The organism is Bordetella petrii (assembly GCF_000067205.1).
Taxonomy (GTDB): domain Bacteria; phylum Pseudomonadota; class Gammaproteobacteria; order Burkholderiales; family Burkholderiaceae_B; genus Bordetella_A; species Bordetella_A petrii.
In genome coordinates this window covers 1,600,857-1,618,497 of record NC_010170.1, presented here as the reverse complement: position 1 = coordinate 1,618,497, position 17,641 = coordinate 1,600,857, and the positions used below count along the sequence as shown (strand labels likewise).

Here is a 17,641-nt window from a genome sequence, read left to right as displayed (position 1 = left end):
TCCAGAACATATAGTTACTTAATTCACTTTTATGAACACTGGATTTATGGCGCATTAACAACAAAGGGCGGCGCCCAACCGCGCTGCGGGTCTACGAAGCGGTGGCGCTGGGGGCGTGCGAATATTGAAATGATTATCTGCGCACGTAAATGTTGGTATTTCTTTTAATACATCCGGATAATATTTGTCTACACCCACGCGCTTTTAGGCAAAAAAAAGCCGCCCAAGGGCGGCTTTTAAGCAACAGGCGGCAATGCCGCCCGCCGGTATTACATATTGTCGATCATTACCTGGCCGAAGCCCGAGCACGACACTTGGGTGGCGCCTTCGAGCAGGCGCGCGAAGTCGTACGTGACCTGCTTGGACAGAATGGATTTTTCCATGCTGGCGATAATGAGGTCAGCCGCTTCGGTCCAGCCCATGTGGCGCAGCATCATTTCGGCCGACAGGATCTCGGAACCGGGGTTGACGTAGTCTTTGCCAGCGTACTTGGGCGCGGTGCCGTGGGTGGCTTCGAACATGGCCACCGAGTCGGACAGGTTGGCGCCCGGGGCGATGCCGATACCGCCGACCTGGGCGGCCAGGGCGTCGGAGATGTAGTCGCCGTTCAGGTTCAGCGTGGCGATGACGTCGTATTCGGCCGGGCGCAGCAGGATCTGCTGCAGGAAGGCATCGGCGATGGAATCCTTGACGATGATCTCGCGACCCGTCTTGGGATTCTTGAATTTGCACCACGGGCCGCCGTCGATCAGCTGGGCGCCGAATTCTTTCTGGGCCAGCTCGTAGCCCCAGTCGCGGAAGCCACCTTCGGTGAACTTCATGATGTTGCCCTTGTGCACCAGCGTGACCGAGGCGCGGTCGTTGTCGATGGCGTACTGCATGGCCTTGCGGACCAGGCGTTCGGTGCCTTCGCGCGACACGGGCTTGATGCCGATCGACGAGGTGTTCGGGAAGCGGATTTTCTTGACGCCCAGCTTGGTCTGCAGGAACTGGATCAGTTCCTTGGCCTGCTCGGTTTCAGCCTGGTATTCGATGCCGGCGTAGATGTCTTCGGAGTTCTCGCGGAAAATGACCATGTCGGTCTTTTCGGGCTCGCGCACGGGCGAAGGCACGCCCTTGAAGTAACGCACCGGACGCAGGCAGACGTACAGGTCGAGCTGCTGGCGCAGGGCCACGTTCAGCGAACGGATGCCGCCGCCCACCGGGGTGGTCAGGGGGCCTTTGATCGACACGACGTAGTCTTTGACCACTTCGAGGGTTTCGTCGGGCAGCCAGACATCGGGGCCATACACCTTGGTGGCCTTCTCGCCGGCGTAGACTTCCATCCAGTGGATCTTGCGCTTGCCGCCGTAGGCTTTCTGCACGGCAGCGTCCACGACCTTGATCATGACGGGGGTGATGTCGGCGCCCGTGCCGTCACCTTCGATGTACGGAACGATGGCCTGGTCGGGCACGTTCAGCGAGTAGTCGGCGTTGACCGTGATTTTCTGGCCCCCTGCGGGAACCTTGATATGTTGGTAGGACATGAATGCTCCAGTTGCTCCGGGTGGTTTTGCGCGCACGCCTGACCGGGGGCGCGGACGCAGGCGGTAAACCGCACAGCTGCCGGACCGGATGGCGGACAACCCCCAATTCTAGCTCGCATTGGGGCGAGGCGTCCGGCCAGGCCTGCCGGGGGCGTAAAATAGAACCCTGCCATTCTGTCCAGCCGCCGCATCCATGTTCAACCCTTCCCGCGACCAAGTCCGCGAGTTCTTCATCGAGGCCTGGCGCAAACACCGCGCCGGCGAGGTCCTGACGCCCCTTGAATCCATGGCGCTGGACTGGGTTCTCGAACACCCCGAATACTACGGCGACCTCGAACACCCCGAAGCCATGACGGCCGAATACCCGGTCGAACAGGGCCGCACCAACCCGTTCCTGCATCTATCGATGCACCTGGCCATCGCCGAGCAGTTGTCCATCGACCACCCGCGCGGCATCCGCGCGGCGTACCAGCGGCTGGTCAACCGCACCGACGCGCACCAGGCCGCGCACGAAATCATGGAATGCCTGGGCCAGGTGGTCTGGGAAGCGCAACGCCTGGGCACGCCGCTCGACAGCGACGCCTATATCGAACTGATCCGCCAGCGCGCGCAACGCTAGTGCCGGCTGCCCTGCCCTTCGGCCAAAAAAAACGCCCCGTGGGGCGTTTTTTTTTACCGGCGCGGGCTTATTTGCGCACGCCCAGGTCGCTGGGCTGCGACGCCAGCCAGGCGGTGACGTGCTCGATGTCCTGGTCGGACAACTGCGCGGCGAACGCGCCCATGATGGGGTTCTTGCGCACATTCGACGAAGCCGGCGCGCCCGCGGCGCCGCGCTTGTACGACTTCAGCGCCTGTTCGAGGTAGTCGGCATGCTGGCCGGCCAGGATCGGATAGGCCGGGTCGACCGGCGTCTTGGCGTCGGCGCCGTGGCACGACGCGCAGTTGAACTTGTCGAACACCGCCTTGCCGGCGGCCAGGTCTTGCGCCTGCGCGGCACTGCCGGCAACGGCCAGGACGGCGCCCGCGAGCGTCAGCATATAGCGTTTCATGATGGGCCCTCGCATCACTTGAGATTGGAGTAGTACGCGGCCAGGTCGGCGATGTCCTGGTCGCTGAGGCTGCCGGCGATGGCATCCATGGTGGGATGGCTACGCGCGCCTTTCTTGTACTCGTGGAGGGCCGCTTCGATGTACTTGGCGTTTTGCCCGGCGATCATCGGAACGTGGTACAGCTCGGGGAAACTGGCTTTGTAGCCCTTGATGCCATGGCAGCCGATGCACATGGAGATTTTGTCGCGGGCATTCTGGGCGTTGCCGACCGGCGCTGCATCGGCAGCAGCCGCCTGACCGGCGACCGAACAGGACGCCACCATGGCCAGCGCGGACAGAGAGGTTCTCAACTTCATTGGAATGGCTCTTGGTAAGGCTGAAAACTGGGCTAAGGATGAGCGCCGGGTCTGCGCCCGGCTAACAAAACCCTGCGATTGTACGATAATTGTTGCCGAGCCATGCCAACCCATTGCGCGGACTGCCCCGCGCGCCCCTCTTCTGCCACCGCCCATGCCTGCTGCCCAAAGTCCCGCCGCCCCCCGCTTCGATGGAACCGAACGCTACGTCGCCACCGACGATCTCAAACTGGCCGTCAACGCCGCGCTGACCTTGCAACGCCCGCTGCTGATCAAGGGCGAGCCCGGCACGGGCAAGACCATGCTGGCCGAAGAAGTCGCCCTGGCGCTGGGCCGGCCGCTGCTGCAATGGCATATCAAGTCCACCACCAAGGCGCACCAGGGCCTGTATGAGTACGATGCCGTATCGCGCCTGCGCGACTCGCAGTTGGGCGACGAAAAGGTGCGCGACATCCGCAACTACATCGTGCAGGGCACCCTGTGGCAAGCCTTCGAGGCGCCGGAACCGGTGGTGCTGCTGATCGACGAAATCGACAAGGCCGACATCGAGTTCCCCAACGACCTGCTGCGCGAACTCGACCGCATGGAATTCCATGTGTACGAAACGCGCCAGACTATCGCGGCGCGCCACCGGCCGCTGGTGATCATCACGTCGAACAACGAAAAAGACCTGCCCGACGCCTTCTTGCGGCGCTGCTTTTTCCATTACATCCGCTTCCCCGACCGCGAAACCATGCGCGACATCGTGGCGGTGCACTTTCCCGACCTCAAGCAGGACGTGCTGCGAGCCGCCCTGGACACCTTCTTCGCGCTGCGCGAGGCGCCGGGGCTGAAGAAAAAGCCGTCCACCTCGGAACTGCTCGACTGGCTGCGCCTGCTGCTGGCCGAAGGCGCCACGGCGGCGCAAATCGACGCCCATGCGGCCGCTTCGGTGCCCATGATGGCGGGCGCGCTGCTGAAGAACGAACAAGACGTACAGCTGCTGGAACGCCTGGCCGCCATGACGCGCGGCAACGCCCGCCGCTGACCGCCCACGCCCCGGCCGCCATGCTGACCGATTTCTTCTACCACCTGCGCGCCCACAAGCTGCCAGTCTCGGTCAAGGAATACCTGACCCTGCTCGACGCCTTGCGCCACGACATCATGGCGCCGACGCTCGACAGCTTCTATTACCTGGCCCGCGCCGCGCTGGTAAAAGACGAGTCGCTGTACGACCGCTACGACGCGGCCTTCGGCGCCTACTACCGCGGTATCGAGGCCGCCCTGCCCGCCGGCAAAGACATTCCTATCGACTGGCTGATCAAGCAGTTCGAAAAAAGCCTGAGCCCGGAAGAAAAGGCCGCCATCGAGCGGCACGGGTGGGACAAGCTGATGGAATTGTTCAAACAGCGGCTCGAAGAACAGAAAGAGCGCCACGCCGGCGGCAACAAATGGATCGGCACAGGCGGCACGTCGCCATTCGGCAACAGCGGCTATCACCCCGAGGGCATCCGGGTGGGCGGCGATTCTGCCGGCAACCGCAGCGCGGTCAAGGTCTGGGACATGCGCCAGTTCCGCGACTACGACGACCGGCTCGAACTGGGCATCCGCAATTTCAAGGTGGCGCTGCGGCGCCTGCGGCGGTTCGCGCGCGAAGGCGCCGAACTGGAGCTCGACCTGGACGACACCATCGCCAGCACCGCGCGCAATGCCGGCCACCTGGACCTGCGGCTGGTGCCCGAACGCCACAATACCGTCAAGGTGCTGATGCTGCTGGATGTGGGTGGCAGCATGGACGACCACATTGCCCGGGTCGAAGAGCTGTTTTCGGCTGCCCGCAGCGAATTCCGCAACCTGGATGTCTATTACTTCCACAACTGCCCGTACGAAAGCCTGTGGCAAAGCAATAGCCGGCGCCAGAACGAACGCTTCGACACCTGGGACGTGCTGCGCAAGTACAACCCCGACTGGCGGCTGATCATCGTCGGCGACGCCACCATGAGCCCGTACGAAATTCTGCAGCCAGGCGGCTCGGTAGAGCACTACAACAAAGAGCCGGGCGCGGTGTGGCTGCGCCGCCTGCTGGACGCCTGGCCCAAGGCCGTCTGGCTCAACCCCGAGCCCACGGCGTCGTGGCAATACCGGCAATCCATCGCGCTGCTGCGCGACATCATGCAGCAGCGCATGTACCCGGTAACCGTGGCGGGCCTGGAGCAGGCCATGCGCCTGCTGTCGAAATAGCGTCAGCCGGCGTCAGCCGTCCAGCGGCTCGGCCGGGGTGTCCAGCGTCAGTTGGTAGAACGCCAGGTCCAGCCAGCGGCCGAACTTGAAGCCGGCATGGCGGATCGTGCCGGCGTGCTCGAAGCCCAGCTTTTCATGCAGGCGGATGCTGGCCGTGTTGGCGGCATCGATGCCGCCCACCAGCACGTGCAACTGGCGTTCGCGCGCGCGCGCGATCAGGGTGCGCATCAGCGCCTCGGCCAGGCCGCGCCCACGGAAACGGGCATCTATGTACACCGAGTGCTCGACCGTGTACTTATTGGCGGGGTAGGCGCGGAACGCGCCGTAGCTGGCAAAGCCCATGAGCTCGCCGCCGGCGTTTTCGAAGCCGATGACCGGAAAACCGCCCGCCTGCTTGGCCTCGAACCAGGCCCGCATGGTGGCGGGCGTGCGCGGCCGGTACTCGTACAGGGCCGTGGAGGTCAGGATGGCGTCGTTGAAAATGGCCAGGATGGCATCGGCATGGCGCGCATGCGTGCATTCGACCAGGATGGCGCCGGGCGGGCAGGCTGAATTGGAGTCCATGGCGCGCATTGTAGCGATCGCGCGCCAGCCATGCCCCAACCGCGGCCGCTACGCCACGCGCGCCGCAAAGTGCGCCTGCGGGCCCGGACAGCGACGCCAGGAAATGTCGTCGCCGTCCATGTCCAGGTCGAACAGCTCGTTGGCGGCCGACCACCGGCGCGGCCGGGGCGGCGCTCCCTCCATTTCGAGCACGTGCCCGGCGAAGCCGCGCGGCAGGCCGCCGCATTCAGCGAAATACCGCTCGGCCGGCACGTCGACGACGTAGGTGGTCAGGTCGTGGGTCAGGATGGCGACGAATTGACCGTCGTCGCTGGCATAGGCGTAGCGGAATCTACCCTTGATGCGGTCTTGGCTAAGCGGCGCGCCCACGAGCTGGGACAGGGCGCGCGTGACGAGATCGGTCAGCATGGCCGTCGTTCCTCCGGTCAGGTCGGCCGGCAGAATGCCGGCGGCGAACGCGCGAACGACGCGCCCCGGCCGCGGCGGACCGGGTGGGCGCAAGACGGGAAGCCCGCTGCAGGCCTTCGCGCATCCCGTCTGTGTGGAACAGCTGTTTCCGACAGGTTACACCCGCGCCGGGCGCGACTTCAAATAGGAACCATCCGGGGCGTATACACTCCAACGACATTCGCCGTCATACGGATATCCGCCATGCGCTTTTCGCTTTCGGGGCTGTCGGCCCGCCTGAACGCCCTGCTGATTACCTCTTTCCTGGCCTTCCAGGCCGGCGCCGCGCCGGCCCCCGCCGGCGTTTCCGAGGTCGCCTCGGTCGAGGGCATCACCGAATACCGGCTGTCGAACGGGCTACGCGTGCTGCTGGCGCCCGACGCCTCCAAGCCCACCACCACGGTCAACATGACCTACCTGGTGGGTTCGCGCCAGGAAAACTACGGCCAGACCGGCATGGCGCACCTGCTGGAACACATGCTGTTCAAGAGCACCCCCACCACCCGCAACGCGCTGGGCGAATTTTCGCGGCGCGGCCTGCAAGCCAACGGCTCGACCTCGGCCGACCGCACCAATTATTTCGCCAGCTTCGCCGCCAACCCCGACACGCTGAAGTGGTACCTGAGCTGGCAGGCCGACGCGATGGTCAATTCGCTGATCGCCAAGGAGGACCTCGATTCCGAGATGACCGTGGTGCGCAACGAAATGGAAAGCGGTGAAAACAACCCTTTCCGGGTGCTGATGCAGAAAATGCAGGCCGCGGCCTACCAGTGGCACAACTACGGTAAAAGCACCATTGGGGCGCGCTCCGACGTCGAAAACGTCGATGTCGCGCAATTGCGCGCCTTCTATCACGAGTACTACCAGCCCGACAACGCGGTGCTGATCGTGGCCGGCAAGTTCGACCCGCAAACCACCCTCGAAGCCATCCAGGCCACGCTGGGCAAGCTGCCCCGCCCGCAGCGCAAGCTGCCGCCCGAATACACCGTCGAGCCGGTGCAGGACGGCGAGCGCGCCATCACCCTGCGCCGCGCGGGCGGCACGCCGCTGGTGGCCGCCATGTATCACATTCCGGCGGCCGGCAGCCCCGACTACGTGCCGTTCGATCTGGCCGCCACCATCCTGGCCGACACGCCTTCGGGCCGCCTGTACCACGCCCTGGTGCCGACCAAGCTGGCCGCTGACGTGTTCGGCTTCACCATGGATCAATTCGACCCCGGCGTGGCCATGTTCGGCGCGCAGCTGCAACCCGGCATGGACCAGGACAAGGCGCTGCAAGCCCTGACTACCACCCTGGAATCGCTGGCCGCCCAACCGTTCACCGCCGCGGAACTCGACCGCGCCCGCAGCAAGTGGCTGACCGCCTGGCAGCAGGTCTATTCCGACCCTGAGAAAATCGGCGTGGCCCTGTCAGAAGCCATTGCCGGCGGCGACTGGCGCCTGTTCTTCCTGCAGCGCGACCGGGTCCGCGATGCCAAGCTCGAAGACGTGCAGCGCGTGGCCACGGCCTACCTGGTGCCCAGCAACCGCACCGAAGGCCGTTATATCCCCACCGAAAAACCGCAGCGCGCACCGCTCGCGCAGCGCCCCGACCTGGCCTCGCTGCTTAAAGACTACCGGGGCGACCCCGATTTCAAGCAGGCCGACGCCTTCGATCCGACACCCGCCAACATCGACAAGCTCACCCAGCGCAGCCAGCTGGACTTGCCCAATGGCGCCGTGCAACTGGCTCTGCTGCCCAAGGCGACCCGCGGCGGCCGCGTGCAGGCCGAACTGCTGGTGCAGTTCGGCGACGCCGACAGCCTGCGTGGCCAGCGTGTCAATGCCGCCGCGGTGGCCGACCTGCTCGAGCGCGGCACCGCCAAGCTGTCGCGGCAAGAGATCCAGGACCGCTTCGATGCCCTGCAGGCCCAGGTCGAGTTCAGCGGTTCGGGCACCAACCTCACGGTAGCCATGTCGGCGGCGGGCGAGCACCTGCCCGAACTGGTCGCCCTGGTGCTGGACGTAGTGCGCAACGCCAATTTCCCCCAAGACCAGGTCGAGGAATACCAGCGCCAGGCTATCACGTCCATCCGCAGCAGCATGACCGAGCCCACCGCCCTGGCCTCGCGCGCGCTTGCCCGCCAAGACAACCCGTGGCCGGCCGACGACGTGCGCTACGTGCCCACCTTCGACGAAGCGTTGGCCGAGGCCGGCAAGCTCGACCGCGACGCGCTGGTCACTTTCCACGAACGCTTTTACGGCGCCGGGCACATCAAGTTCTCGGCCGTGGGCGACTTCGACGCCGAGAAGGTCAAGCAGGCCCTGACGACCGGCCTGCAGGGCTGGCGGCAGGCGCCCGCCTATAGCCGCCCGTCCGACCCGTACCGGGCCATCGAGCCGAAGCGCTTCAATATCGAAACCCCCGACAAGGCCAATGCGTTCTACATCTCACGCATGCCGCTGAAGCTGCAAGATACCGACGCCGACTTCCCGGCCCTTTACCTGGCCAATTTCCTGCTGGGCACGTCCGAGACCTCGCGCCTGTGGCAGCGGGTACGCGAAACCGAGGGGCTGTCGTATAACGTGCGCAGCAATTTGTCGGTGTCGTCGTTCGAGCCCACGGCCAGCTGGACCGTGTACGCCATCTACGCGCCACAGAACCGCGAACGGCTTGAAAAAGCCATAGGCGAAGAACTCGCCAGGGTGCTGAAAGACGGCTACACCGAAACGGAAATCAAAGACGGCATCGCCGCCCTGCTCAACTACCGCAAGCTGGCCCGCGCCCAGGACAGCGTGCTGGCGTCTACCTGGATCAACTACCTGAAGCGTGGCCGCACGTTCGAATGGTCAGCCGAGATGGACCGCCAGATCGCCGCCCTGACGCCCGACATCGTCAATGCCGTCGTGCGCAAGTACTTGCGGCCCGAGGCCTTCAGCACGGCGGTGGCCGGGGACTTTGCCGCGGCGGGCAAGGCGGCCGCGCCGGGCCAGGCGGCCCCGGAAAAAGCCTCGCCCTAGACGCTACGCGCCCACTTTTCCGAACCGGCCCTTCTGGGCCGGTTTTTTTTGGGCATCGCCGATGCACATTGCCGCATCTGGCCGATGAGCTGCCCATCTTTCCGCAATATTGACCTCGAATCTTCCCATTACCCCGGAAAATGGAAAGATATTTTCAAAAAATCAGGGTTTATCCCGATGTTCGATGCGCGCAGAATTCAGTCATCGGGAAACACAACGAACCACGACGGAAGGCCGCCGGATTCAGTCCCAGATCAACAGACAAATGGAGGTCTTATCATGAAAATCCTAGCTACCGCTCTACTCGTTTCGATGGGCCTGCTGAGCGCCGGCGCGTATGCCGCCTCGCCCAACATCGAACCCAACAACGTGCCCTTCCAGGGCGTGTACGGCAACGTCGACGCCAACGCGCCGACCCGTGCCCAGGTACAGGCCGAACTGGCCCAAGCCAAGGCCGCCGGCCTGGTCACCTTTGGCGAGCAAGACTACCCTGCCGCGCAGGTCGCCACCGCCGCCGGCAAGACCCGCGAACAGGTCCGCGCCGAACTGGCCCAAGCCAAGGCAAACGGCCAATACACCTTCGGCGAGCTGGACTACCCCCCGGTTGCCAACTGATGGCGGGCACGCCGGCCCGGCGGGCCGGCCAGCCGCAAAGAAAACCCCTGCCACGTTCGTGGCAGGGGGTTTTGCTTTAAGCAAGAGATGGCTGCAGGCTAGCTGAAGAACTCTTTGACGCGGTCGGTCCAGGACTTGCTTTGCGGCGAATGGCGGTCGCCGCCGTCGTTCAGCGAGGTCTCGAACTGGCGCAGGATGGCCTTTTGCTCGTCGCTGAGCCGCACGGGGGTTTCGACCGCCACGTGGCAGTACAGGTCGCCCGGGTAGCTGGCGCGCACCCCGCGGATACCCTTGCCGCGCAGGCGGAAAGTCTTGCCGGACTGCGTGCCTTCGGGAATGGAGATCTCGGCCTTGCCGCCCAGCGTAGGCACTTGCAGTTCGCCGCCCAGCGCCGCCGTGGTGAACGGAATGGTCAGCTCGCAGTGCAGGTCGTCGCCGTCGCGCTGGAAGATCTTGTGCGGCTTGATGTGGATTTCGACATACAGGTCGCCCGATGGGCCGCCGTTGATGCCCGGTTCGCCGTTGCCGCTGGAGCGGATGCGCATGCCGTCATCGATGCCCGCGGGAATCTTCACCTGCAGGGTCTTGTTGCGGCGGATGCGGCCCACGCCGTCGCAGGACGGGCAGGGATCGGTGATTTCCTTGCCGGTGCCGTGGCAAGTGGGGCACGTCTGCTGCACGCTGAAGAAGCCCTGCTGCATGCGCACCGCCCCCGAGCCGCCGCAGGTGCGGCAGGTCTTGGGCGAGGTGCCGGGCTTGGCGCCACTGCCGTGGCAGGTGTCGCAGTGCTCCCAGCTGGGCACACGGATTTCGGTGTCAAAGCCGTGCGCTGCCTGCTCCAGCGTAATTTCCAACGCGTATTTCAGGTCGGCGCCGCGGTACACCTGCGCGCCGCCGCGCCGGCCGCCCGCACCGCCGAAGATTTCGCCGAAGATATCGCCAAAGGCGTCGGCAAAGCCGCCGCCCATGCCCGCGCCCCCCATGCCGGCCGCATTGGGATCGACCCCCGCGTGGCCATAGCGGTCGTAGGCGGCGCGCTTCTGCTCGTCGCCCAGGACCTCATAGGCTTCCTTGATTTCCTTGAACTTTTCTTCGGCGTCTTTGTTATCCGGATTGCGGTCCGGATGGTGCTTCATGGCCAGCTTTCGATAGGCCTTTTTCAGTTCGTCGTCCGTCGCGTTCTTTGCCACGCCAAGGACTTCGTAGTAATCGCGTTTTGCCATAGTGGATGGACTCGGGGAGGAGCCAATATCTTGTAGCTGCTGAACGAATCCGCCCGGTAGCCGGATATTCTCCGGTTACCGGGCGCATTCAGGCGTCATGGACGGCCATTATTGATCGCGCTTGACTTCCTTGAAGTCGGCGTCGACCACATTCTCGTCGACCGGCTTGGCCTCATCGGCCGCCTGCTGCTGGGCAGCCTGGGCCGCCTGCATGTCGGCGTACATCTTCTCGCCCAGTTTCTGCGAAGCAGTCGACAGGGCCTCGACCTTGGCGTCGATAGCCGCCTTGTCGCCGTCTTTCAGCACGTCTTCCAGTTCCTTGATGGCGCCTTCGATGGCTTCTTTTTCAGAGGCCTCGAGCTTCTCGCCATACTCGGTCAGCGACTTGCGGGTGGCGTGCACCAGCGCGTCGGCCTGGTTGCGGGTCTGGGCTAGCTCGGCGATGCGGTGATCTTCCTCGGCGTTGGCCTCGGCATCCTTGACCATGCGCTGGATCTCGTCTTCCGACAAGCCCGAGTTGGCCTTGATGGTGATCTTGTTTTCCTTGCCGGTGCCCTTGTCCTTGGCCGACACGTGCAGGATGCCGTTGGCGTCGATGTCGAACGTGACTTCGATCTGCGGCAGGCCGCGCGGCGCCGGCGGGATGCCCTCGAGGTTGAATTCGCCCAGGCTCTTGTTGCCCGCGGCAATTTCACGCTCGCCCTGGAACACCTTGATGGTCACGGCCGGCTGGTTGTCGTCGGCGGTGGAAAACGTTTGCGAGAAACGGGTCGGAATCGTGGTGTTCTTCTGGATCATCTTGGTCATGACGCCGCCCAGGGTCTCGATACCCAGCGACAGCGGCGTGACGTCGAGCAGCAGCACGTCTTTACGATCGCCCGACAGCACCGAACCCTGGATGGCGGCGCCCGCGGCCACGGCTTCGTCGGGGTTGACGTCCTTGCGCGGGTCCTTGCCGAAAAATTCCTTGACCTTCTCCTGGACCTTGGGCATGCGGGTCATGCCGCCGACCAGGATCACGTCGTCGATTTCGGAAACCTTCACGCCGGCGTCCTTGATGGCCACGCGGCAGGGGTCGATGGTGCGCTCGATCAGCTCTTCGACCAGCGCTTCCAGCTTGGCGCGCGTGATCTTCAGGTTCAGGTGCTTGGGACCGGACGCGTCGGCCGTGATGTACGGCAGGTTGATCTCGGTCTGCTGGCTGGACGAGAGTTCGATCTTGGCTTTCTCGGCGGCTTCTTTCAGGCGCTGCAGGGCCAGGACGTCCTTGGACAGGTCGACGCCCTGCTCTTTCTTGAATTCGCCAATGATGTAGTCAATGATGCGCTGGTCGAAGTCTTCGCCGCCCAGGAACGTGTCGCCGTTGGTCGACAGCACTTCGAACTGCTTTTCGCCATCGACGTCGGCGATTTCGATGATGGACACGTCGAAAGTGCCACCGCCCAGGTCATAGACGGCGATCTTGCGGTCGCCCTTTTCGGACTTGTCCAGGCCGAACGCCAGCGCAGCCGCGGTGGGCTCGTTGATGATGCGCTTGACTTCCAGGCCGGCGATGCGGCCGGCGTCTTTGGTAGCCTGGCGCTGGCTATCGTTGAAGTACGCCGGCACCGTGATCACGGCTTCGGTGACTTCTTCGCCCAGGTAGTCCTCGGCGGTTTTCTTCATTTTGCGCAGCACGTCGGCCGACACTTGGGGAGGCGCGATTTTCTTGCCGCGCGCTTCCACCCAGGCGTCGCCGTTGTCGGCCTTGACGATGCTGTAGGGCATCAGGTCGATGTCTTTTTGCACCGCTTTTTCGTCGAACTTGCGGCCGATCAGGCGCTTGACCGCGTACAGGGTGTTCTTGGGGTTGGTGACCGCCTGGCGCTTGGCCGGCGCGCCCACCAGGGTTTCGCCATCATCCATGTAGGCGACGATGGACGGCGTGGTGCGGGCGCCTTCGGCGTTTTCGATGATCTTGACCTGGCCGCCGTCCATGACAGCCACGCAGCTGTTGGTCGTGCCCAAGTCGATGCCGATGATTTTGCTCATGGTGGAATACCTTGATGTAGATCCGTGAAATACAGGGATAAAAGTGGGGTCTTAGCCTAACTGGGGTCCCCGGAGGGGTTTTTCAAGAGCCGGCCGATGGCCTCGGTAAAACGCGGCAGCCCCGGCCAGCCGGTGATACGGCCCAGGCGCCTGCCGCCGCGGTACAGCACGAAGGTGGGCACGCCATGCAGCGAAAAGCGCCGTCCCAGCGCCTCGTCGGCGTACACGTCGGCCTGGAACCAAGTCAGCCCCAGGTCAAGCAGCGCCTGGCGGTGGAGCAAGGCGGCCTGCTTGAACAAATTACAATTGTAACAATTCTGGCCCCACAAGAACACACAGCGCAGGTCGTCGCCCGGCGCCTCGACCACGGCCTGGTCGAAATCGGCTGAGCCGACCGGGCACATGGCGAATACGTCGAAGACCTGGCTGGGGTCGAACGAGGTGGAGCCGGACATGACGCTCAAGCCTGGCCGGCCGACACAATGACCAGGGCCGGCCGCAGGGTGCGGTCGGCGATGGCGTAGCCCTTCTGCAGCAGCTGCGCCACGGTGTTGGCGGGCTGATCGGACGGCACCGACGAGATGGCCTGGTGCAGGTGGGGGTCGAATTTGTCTCCCTGGGCCGGGGCGATTTCTTTCAGCAGGTTGCGCTCGAACGCGCCGGTAAGCTGCTTCAGGGTGACTTCGACGCCCTCGCGCAGGGCTTCGAGAGTCTGGTCGGGCTGCGCCAGGGCGGCCTCCAGGCTGTCTTTCACGGGCACCAGGCTTTCGGCGAACGACTCGATACCGAACTTGCGGGCCTTGGAAACGTCTTCCTGGGCGCGGCGGCGCACATTTTCGGCATCGGCCCGGGCGCGCAGCACCTGCTCCTGCTGTCCGGCGACAGTGGCCTGGGCAGCCTCGAGCTCAGCGCGCACGGCGGCAAGTTCGGCCTGCAGCGCCTCAACGGTGGCGGGCACGGCGGGAGCCGGCTCGTTGGACTCGGGGGCTTGATCGACAGGCTCTTGGGATGCCGTCATGGGGATTTCCTCCAAAAAACAATAGCGTCGGCCCCGATAATGGGGGCCGATCGGGTGATTTCAAGAGGCGGACGGCGGTCTGGCAGCGTCAGGTTTTGCCGGGTCGCACCGGAGCCGGCGGGTCGCTGGCCGGGAAGGTGTCTTCCAGGGCCTCGTCGATGGCGGCATCGGAATCGCGCTGCGGCGCCTCTTCGGGCGTGATGGCAATGGGATCGCTGGCCGGAAAGGTGTCTTCCAGGGCTTCATCGAGCTCGCGTTCGATGGGATCTTCTTTCAGATCGGCATGCCCGGGCGCGGAGGACGTGCCGACGCCGGATTTCACGGGTGTGTTCATGCGCTGGCTCCTGCAAAGGTCGGTCAGTGGCGGCGGAGGCCGCCGGCATCCGCCGCGGCGGATGCCCTGACGCCCAGTTTACGGCCCTGGCGCGGCGCGTGTGGGCCAGCCTTGTAAGTGTTTGTCGGCCAGGTTGGCCAGACTGTCGATCCAGGCGGGGTCGTCGTTCAGGGCCGGAATATAGCGAAACCGGCTCCCGCCCGCGCCCAGGAAGGCGTCGCGGCATTCCTGGCTGATTTCTTCCAGCGTTTCCAGGCAGTCGGCCAGGAAACCCGGACACACCACGTCCACCTCGGTAACACCTTGGGCCGCCAGAACCTTCAGAGTGGGTTCGGTATAGGGTTCGAGCCAGCGCGCGGCGCCGAAGCGGCTCTGGAAGGTGACTTCGACCTCTTCGGGCGCGAGTCCCAGGCGCTCGCGCAGCAGGCGCGCCGTTTCGAGGCAGTCGCGGTAGTAGGGATCACCCAGCTCGATGGAATAGCGTGGCAGGCCATGAAAGCTCATTACCAGCTTCTGCGGCCGGCCATGGGCCTGCCAGTAGCCGGAAATATGGGCGGCCAGGGCATCCAGGTAGCCGGGGTCGTCGTGAAAACGCTTGACGAAGCGCAACTCGGGCTGGTCGCGCAGGCGCGCGGCGTGCGCGGCAACCGCATCGACCACGGTGGCGGTGGTGCTGGCCGCGTACTGGGGATACAGCGGCAGGGTCAGTATGTGTTGGCAGCCCCGCTGGCGCAGCCGCTCGATGGCCTGGGCAATGGACGGCTCGCCGTAGCGCATGGCCAGCTCGACCTGCACCGCATGGCCGCGTTGGCTCAGCGCCCGCTGCACACCTTCGGCCTGCCTGCGGCTGTATACCAGCAGCGGCGAGCCTTCTTCCATCCAGATGCCGGCGTAACGCGGCTGCAGGCGGCGCGGCCGCCGCGCCAGCACCATGCCATGCAGGATGGGCCACCATAGATAGCGGGGAATCTCGATGACGCGGCGGTCGGACAGGAAATCCGCCAGATAGCGGCGGATGTCGCGCGGCGCGGTGCTTTCGGGCGTGCCCAGGTTGACCAGCAGCACGCCGACGGGCCCGGGCGCGCGGGAAGGCGGGTTGTCGTCGAAGGGGTCCGCCTGGCGGGGTTCGGGCAGGTAGCGCTCGGGCCACAAATACTTGAACAGGCGAAGAAACACAAAACACCCCTCTGGGCGCCCTCTCCGCGAAAAGAAGGTTGGCCCGCTACAGATTTATTGGTTGTGGCTGAACGCGTTGGAAAGCAGCCGCGCAGTGATGTCGACAATGGGAATGACGCGCTCGTAGGCCATGCGGGTGGGCCCGATGACGCCCAGGGTGCCGATGACCCGGCCGTCGGCTCCGTAGGGCGCGGTAATGACCGAGACTTCTTCCATGGGCAGCAGCTGCGAATCGCCGCCTATATAAATTTGCACGCCCTGCGCGCGGCTGGAGATGTCCAGCAACTGCAGCAGGTCGGTTTTCTGCTCGAACAGCGAGAACATCTTGCGCAGGCGGTCCATGTCGGACGCGATGTCGGTGACATCGAGCAGCTTGCGCTCGCCCGAGATGATCATGTCGTCGCCATCTTCGGCAGCCTCGGCGCCGGCTTCCACCGCGGCCTGCATCAGGCGCGAGATATCTTCGCGCAACTGCGCCAGTTCGGTGGTCAGCGTGCGGCGCACGGCGTCGAACGACTTGCCGGCGAAATGGACATTGAAGAAATTGCCGGCCTCGATCAGCTCGGCTTCGGAGTAGTCGCGCTGCACCGACAGGATGCGGTTCTGCACGTCGCCATCGGGGGTGACGATGATGAGCAGCACCCGCTTGCCCGACAGCCGGATGAATTCGATCTGGCGGAACACCTGGGCACGCTTGGGCGTAAGCACCACCCCGGCGAACTGCGTCAGGTTCGACAGCAGCGCCGCCGCCGCGCTGACCGCCCGCGACGGCTCGGTGGCCGTGAGCGCGGCCTCGCCGAACTGCTGGGGCTGGAATTCGAAGGGCTGCACCGCCAGCAGCGAGTCGACGAACATGCGGTAGCCGCGCGGCGTGGGAACGCGGCCGGCCGAGGTGTGCGGACTGTGGATCAGACCGAGGTCTTCGAGGTCGGCCATGACATTGCGAATGGTGGCCGGCGAGAGGTCGAATACCTTGGAAAGCGTGCGCGAACCGACCGGTTGTCCGTCGGCGATGTGGCGTTCAATCAACGCTTTCAGCAAGGCGCGTGCACGATCATCCATATAAGCTATTGTAGGGAAACTTTTGGAAATGGGCGATTTTTGTCCAGCGGCGGAACATGCGGCCCCATATAATCGCCCAATCCGCTGTTCCCTTTATCACTCGGTTGCTTTCGCCATGCATTTTCCCACCGTCGCCCTCATCGGCAGACACCAGGATACCGGCCTGGACGCTCCGCTGCGCGCCCTGGCGCACATGCTCGAGCAGGCCGGGCGCCGCGTGCTGGTCGAGGCCGACACCGCCAGCAATACGGGCGTGCACGAATACCCCGTGGCCACCCTGCAAGAAATCGGCGCCACCGCGTCGCTGGCCGTGGTCATGGGCGGCGACGGCACCGTGCTGGGCGCGGCACGCACCCTGGCGCCCTACGGCGTGCCGCTGGTCGGCATCAACCACGGGCGGCTGGGCTTCATCACCGACGTGCCCCTGCAAGAGGCGCATATTGCGCTGGCGCGGGTCATCGAGGGCAATTACCAGGCCGAAGACCGCATGCTGCTGGTGGGCAGTGTCTGGCGCGGCGACCAGCTCATGTACACGGCGCCGGCGCTCAACGACGTGGTGCTGAACCGCGCCGGCCGCGGCGGCATGATCGAGGTGCGGGTCGAGCTCGATGGCGCCTTCATGTACGCTCAGCGCGCCGACGGCCTGATCATCGCCACCCCGACCGGGTCCACCGCGTACGCGCTGTCGGCCAACGGCCCCATCCTGCACCCGGGCCTGGACGCCATGGTGCTCGTGCCGGTGGCTCCCCAGACGCTGTCGAACCGCCCTATCGTCATCCCGGGCGGCGGCGTGCTCAATATGACGCTTACCGCCATCGGCCGCGTCGAAGTCGGCGCCAGCGTGCACTTCGACATGCAGACGTGGTCCGACCTGCAGCCGGGCGACCGCATCTCGGTGCAGCGCGCGCCGCACACCATCCGCTTCGTGCATCCCGAGGGCTACAGTTTCTTCTCGACCCTGCGCCGCAAGCTGCACTGGAACCTGATGCCGCAGGCATCCGATAGCGTGGAATAACAGCC

At 64.7% G+C, this 17,641-nt stretch carries 18 protein-coding genes; 6 read left to right on the top strand and 12 right to left on the bottom strand.

The genetic code is table 11. The annotated features are described in order from the left end of the window. Positions 1–269 precede the first annotated feature (269 nt). Complete coding sequence (gene icd, locus BPET_RS07945; RefSeq protein WP_012248490.1) at positions 270–1,526, bottom strand: NADP-dependent isocitrate dehydrogenase; 1,257 nt, start codon at positions 1,524–1,526, stop codon at positions 270–272. A 193-nt stretch (positions 1,527–1,719) separates the two neighbouring features. Here icd and BPET_RS07940 point away from each other — a divergent pair, with 193 nt between their 5' ends. Then, on the top strand, positions 1,720–2,145 hold the full coding sequence (locus tag BPET_RS07940) for a DUF1841 family protein (protein ID WP_012248489.1): 426 nt from the start codon (positions 1,720–1,722) through the stop codon (positions 2,143–2,145). 67 nt (positions 2,146–2,212) lie between these two features. On the opposite strand, the gene BPET_RS07935 is transcribed toward BPET_RS07940, so the two are convergent. Further along, a complete protein-coding gene (locus tag BPET_RS07935) occupies positions 2,213–2,575 on the bottom strand; it encodes a c-type cytochrome (protein ID WP_012248488.1) in 363 nt (120 codons plus the stop codon). A gap of 14 nt (positions 2,576–2,589) precedes the next feature. Further along, positions 2,590–2,931, bottom strand: coding sequence for a c-type cytochrome (locus BPET_RS07930; protein WP_012248486.1), 342 nt, complete (start codon positions 2,929–2,931; stop codon positions 2,590–2,592). 154 nt (positions 2,932–3,085) lie between these two features. On the opposite strand from BPET_RS07930, the gene BPET_RS07925 reads away from it, so the two are divergent. Both BPET_RS07925 and BPET_RS07920 read left to right on the top strand, forming a co-directional pair. Next, the gene (locus tag BPET_RS07925; protein ID WP_041862798.1) at positions 3,086–3,958 is read left to right on the top strand and encodes an AAA family ATPase; all 873 of its coding nucleotides are present in this window, start codon (positions 3,086–3,088) and stop codon (positions 3,956–3,958) included. A gap of 20 nt (positions 3,959–3,978) precedes the next feature. After that, a complete protein-coding gene (locus BPET_RS07920) occupies positions 3,979–5,151 on the top strand; it encodes a vWA domain-containing protein (protein WP_012248485.1) in 1,173 nt (390 codons plus the stop codon). Between the two features lie 12 nt (positions 5,152–5,163). On the opposite strand, the gene BPET_RS07915 is transcribed toward BPET_RS07920, so the two are convergent. Both BPET_RS07915 and BPET_RS07910 read right to left on the bottom strand, forming a co-directional pair. Further along, positions 5,164–5,724 carry a GNAT family N-acetyltransferase gene (locus tag BPET_RS07915; protein ID WP_012248484.1) on the bottom strand — a complete coding sequence of 187 codons (561 nt, stop codon included), beginning with the start codon at positions 5,722–5,724 and terminating at the stop codon, positions 5,164–5,166. A gap of 39 nt (positions 5,725–5,763) precedes the next feature. Beyond that, entirely contained in the window at positions 5,764–6,123 is a 360-nt protein-coding gene (locus BPET_RS07910) for a hypothetical protein (RefSeq protein ID WP_041862797.1), read from the bottom strand. A 243-nt stretch (positions 6,124–6,366) separates the two neighbouring features. Between BPET_RS07910 and BPET_RS07905 the strand changes: the two genes are divergently transcribed. Both BPET_RS07905 and BPET_RS07900 read left to right on the top strand, forming a co-directional pair. Then, complete coding sequence (locus tag BPET_RS07905) at positions 6,367–9,162, top strand: M16 family metallopeptidase (protein ID WP_041862796.1); 2,796 nt, start codon at positions 6,367–6,369, stop codon at positions 9,160–9,162. Between the two features lie 279 nt (positions 9,163–9,441). Beyond that, on the top strand, positions 9,442–9,777 hold the full coding sequence (locus tag BPET_RS07900; RefSeq protein ID WP_012248482.1) for a DUF4148 domain-containing protein: 336 nt from the start codon (positions 9,442–9,444) through the stop codon (positions 9,775–9,777). A gap of 98 nt (positions 9,778–9,875) precedes the next feature. Here BPET_RS07900 and dnaJ read toward each other — a convergent pair whose 3' ends face one another. From dnaJ to hrcA, 7 genes are all read right to left on the bottom strand, one after another. Next, positions 9,876–11,000, bottom strand: a complete 1,125-nt coding sequence (dnaJ, locus tag BPET_RS07895) for a molecular chaperone DnaJ (RefSeq protein WP_012248481.1) — start codon at positions 10,998–11,000, stop codon at positions 9,876–9,878. 108 nt (positions 11,001–11,108) lie between these two features. Next, positions 11,109–13,031: a molecular chaperone DnaK gene (gene dnaK, locus BPET_RS07890; protein WP_012248480.1), complete on the bottom strand. Its 1,923-nt coding sequence runs from the start codon at positions 13,029–13,031 to the stop codon at positions 11,109–11,111. A 56-nt stretch (positions 13,032–13,087) separates the two neighbouring features. Continuing rightward, a complete protein-coding gene (locus BPET_RS07885) occupies positions 13,088–13,486 on the bottom strand; it encodes a thioredoxin family protein (RefSeq protein WP_012248479.1) in 399 nt (132 codons plus the stop codon). Positions 13,487–13,491: 5 nt separating this feature from the next. Then, the gene (gene grpE / locus BPET_RS07880) at positions 13,492–14,049 is read right to left on the bottom strand and encodes a nucleotide exchange factor GrpE (protein ID WP_012248478.1); all 558 of its coding nucleotides are present in this window, start codon (positions 14,047–14,049) and stop codon (positions 13,492–13,494) included. 88 nt (positions 14,050–14,137) lie between these two features. Further along, positions 14,138–14,383: a hypothetical protein gene (locus BPET_RS07875; RefSeq protein WP_012248477.1), complete on the bottom strand. Its 246-nt coding sequence runs from the start codon at positions 14,381–14,383 to the stop codon at positions 14,138–14,140. A 78-nt stretch (positions 14,384–14,461) separates the two neighbouring features. Next, the gene (gene hemH, locus BPET_RS07870) at positions 14,462–15,559 is read right to left on the bottom strand and encodes a ferrochelatase (protein ID WP_012248476.1); all 1,098 of its coding nucleotides are present in this window, start codon (positions 15,557–15,559) and stop codon (positions 14,462–14,464) included. 54 nt (positions 15,560–15,613) lie between these two features. Next, positions 15,614–16,621 (bottom strand): heat-inducible transcriptional repressor HrcA, encoded by a 1,008-nt coding sequence (gene hrcA / locus BPET_RS07865; protein WP_012248475.1) that lies wholly within the window; start codon positions 16,619–16,621, stop codon positions 15,614–15,616. A gap of 115 nt (positions 16,622–16,736) precedes the next feature. On the opposite strand from hrcA, the gene BPET_RS07860 reads away from it, so the two are divergent. Next, positions 16,737–17,636: an NAD kinase gene (locus BPET_RS07860; protein ID WP_041862795.1), complete on the top strand. Its 900-nt coding sequence runs from the start codon at positions 16,737–16,739 to the stop codon at positions 17,634–17,636. Positions 17,637–17,641 lie beyond the last annotated feature (5 nt).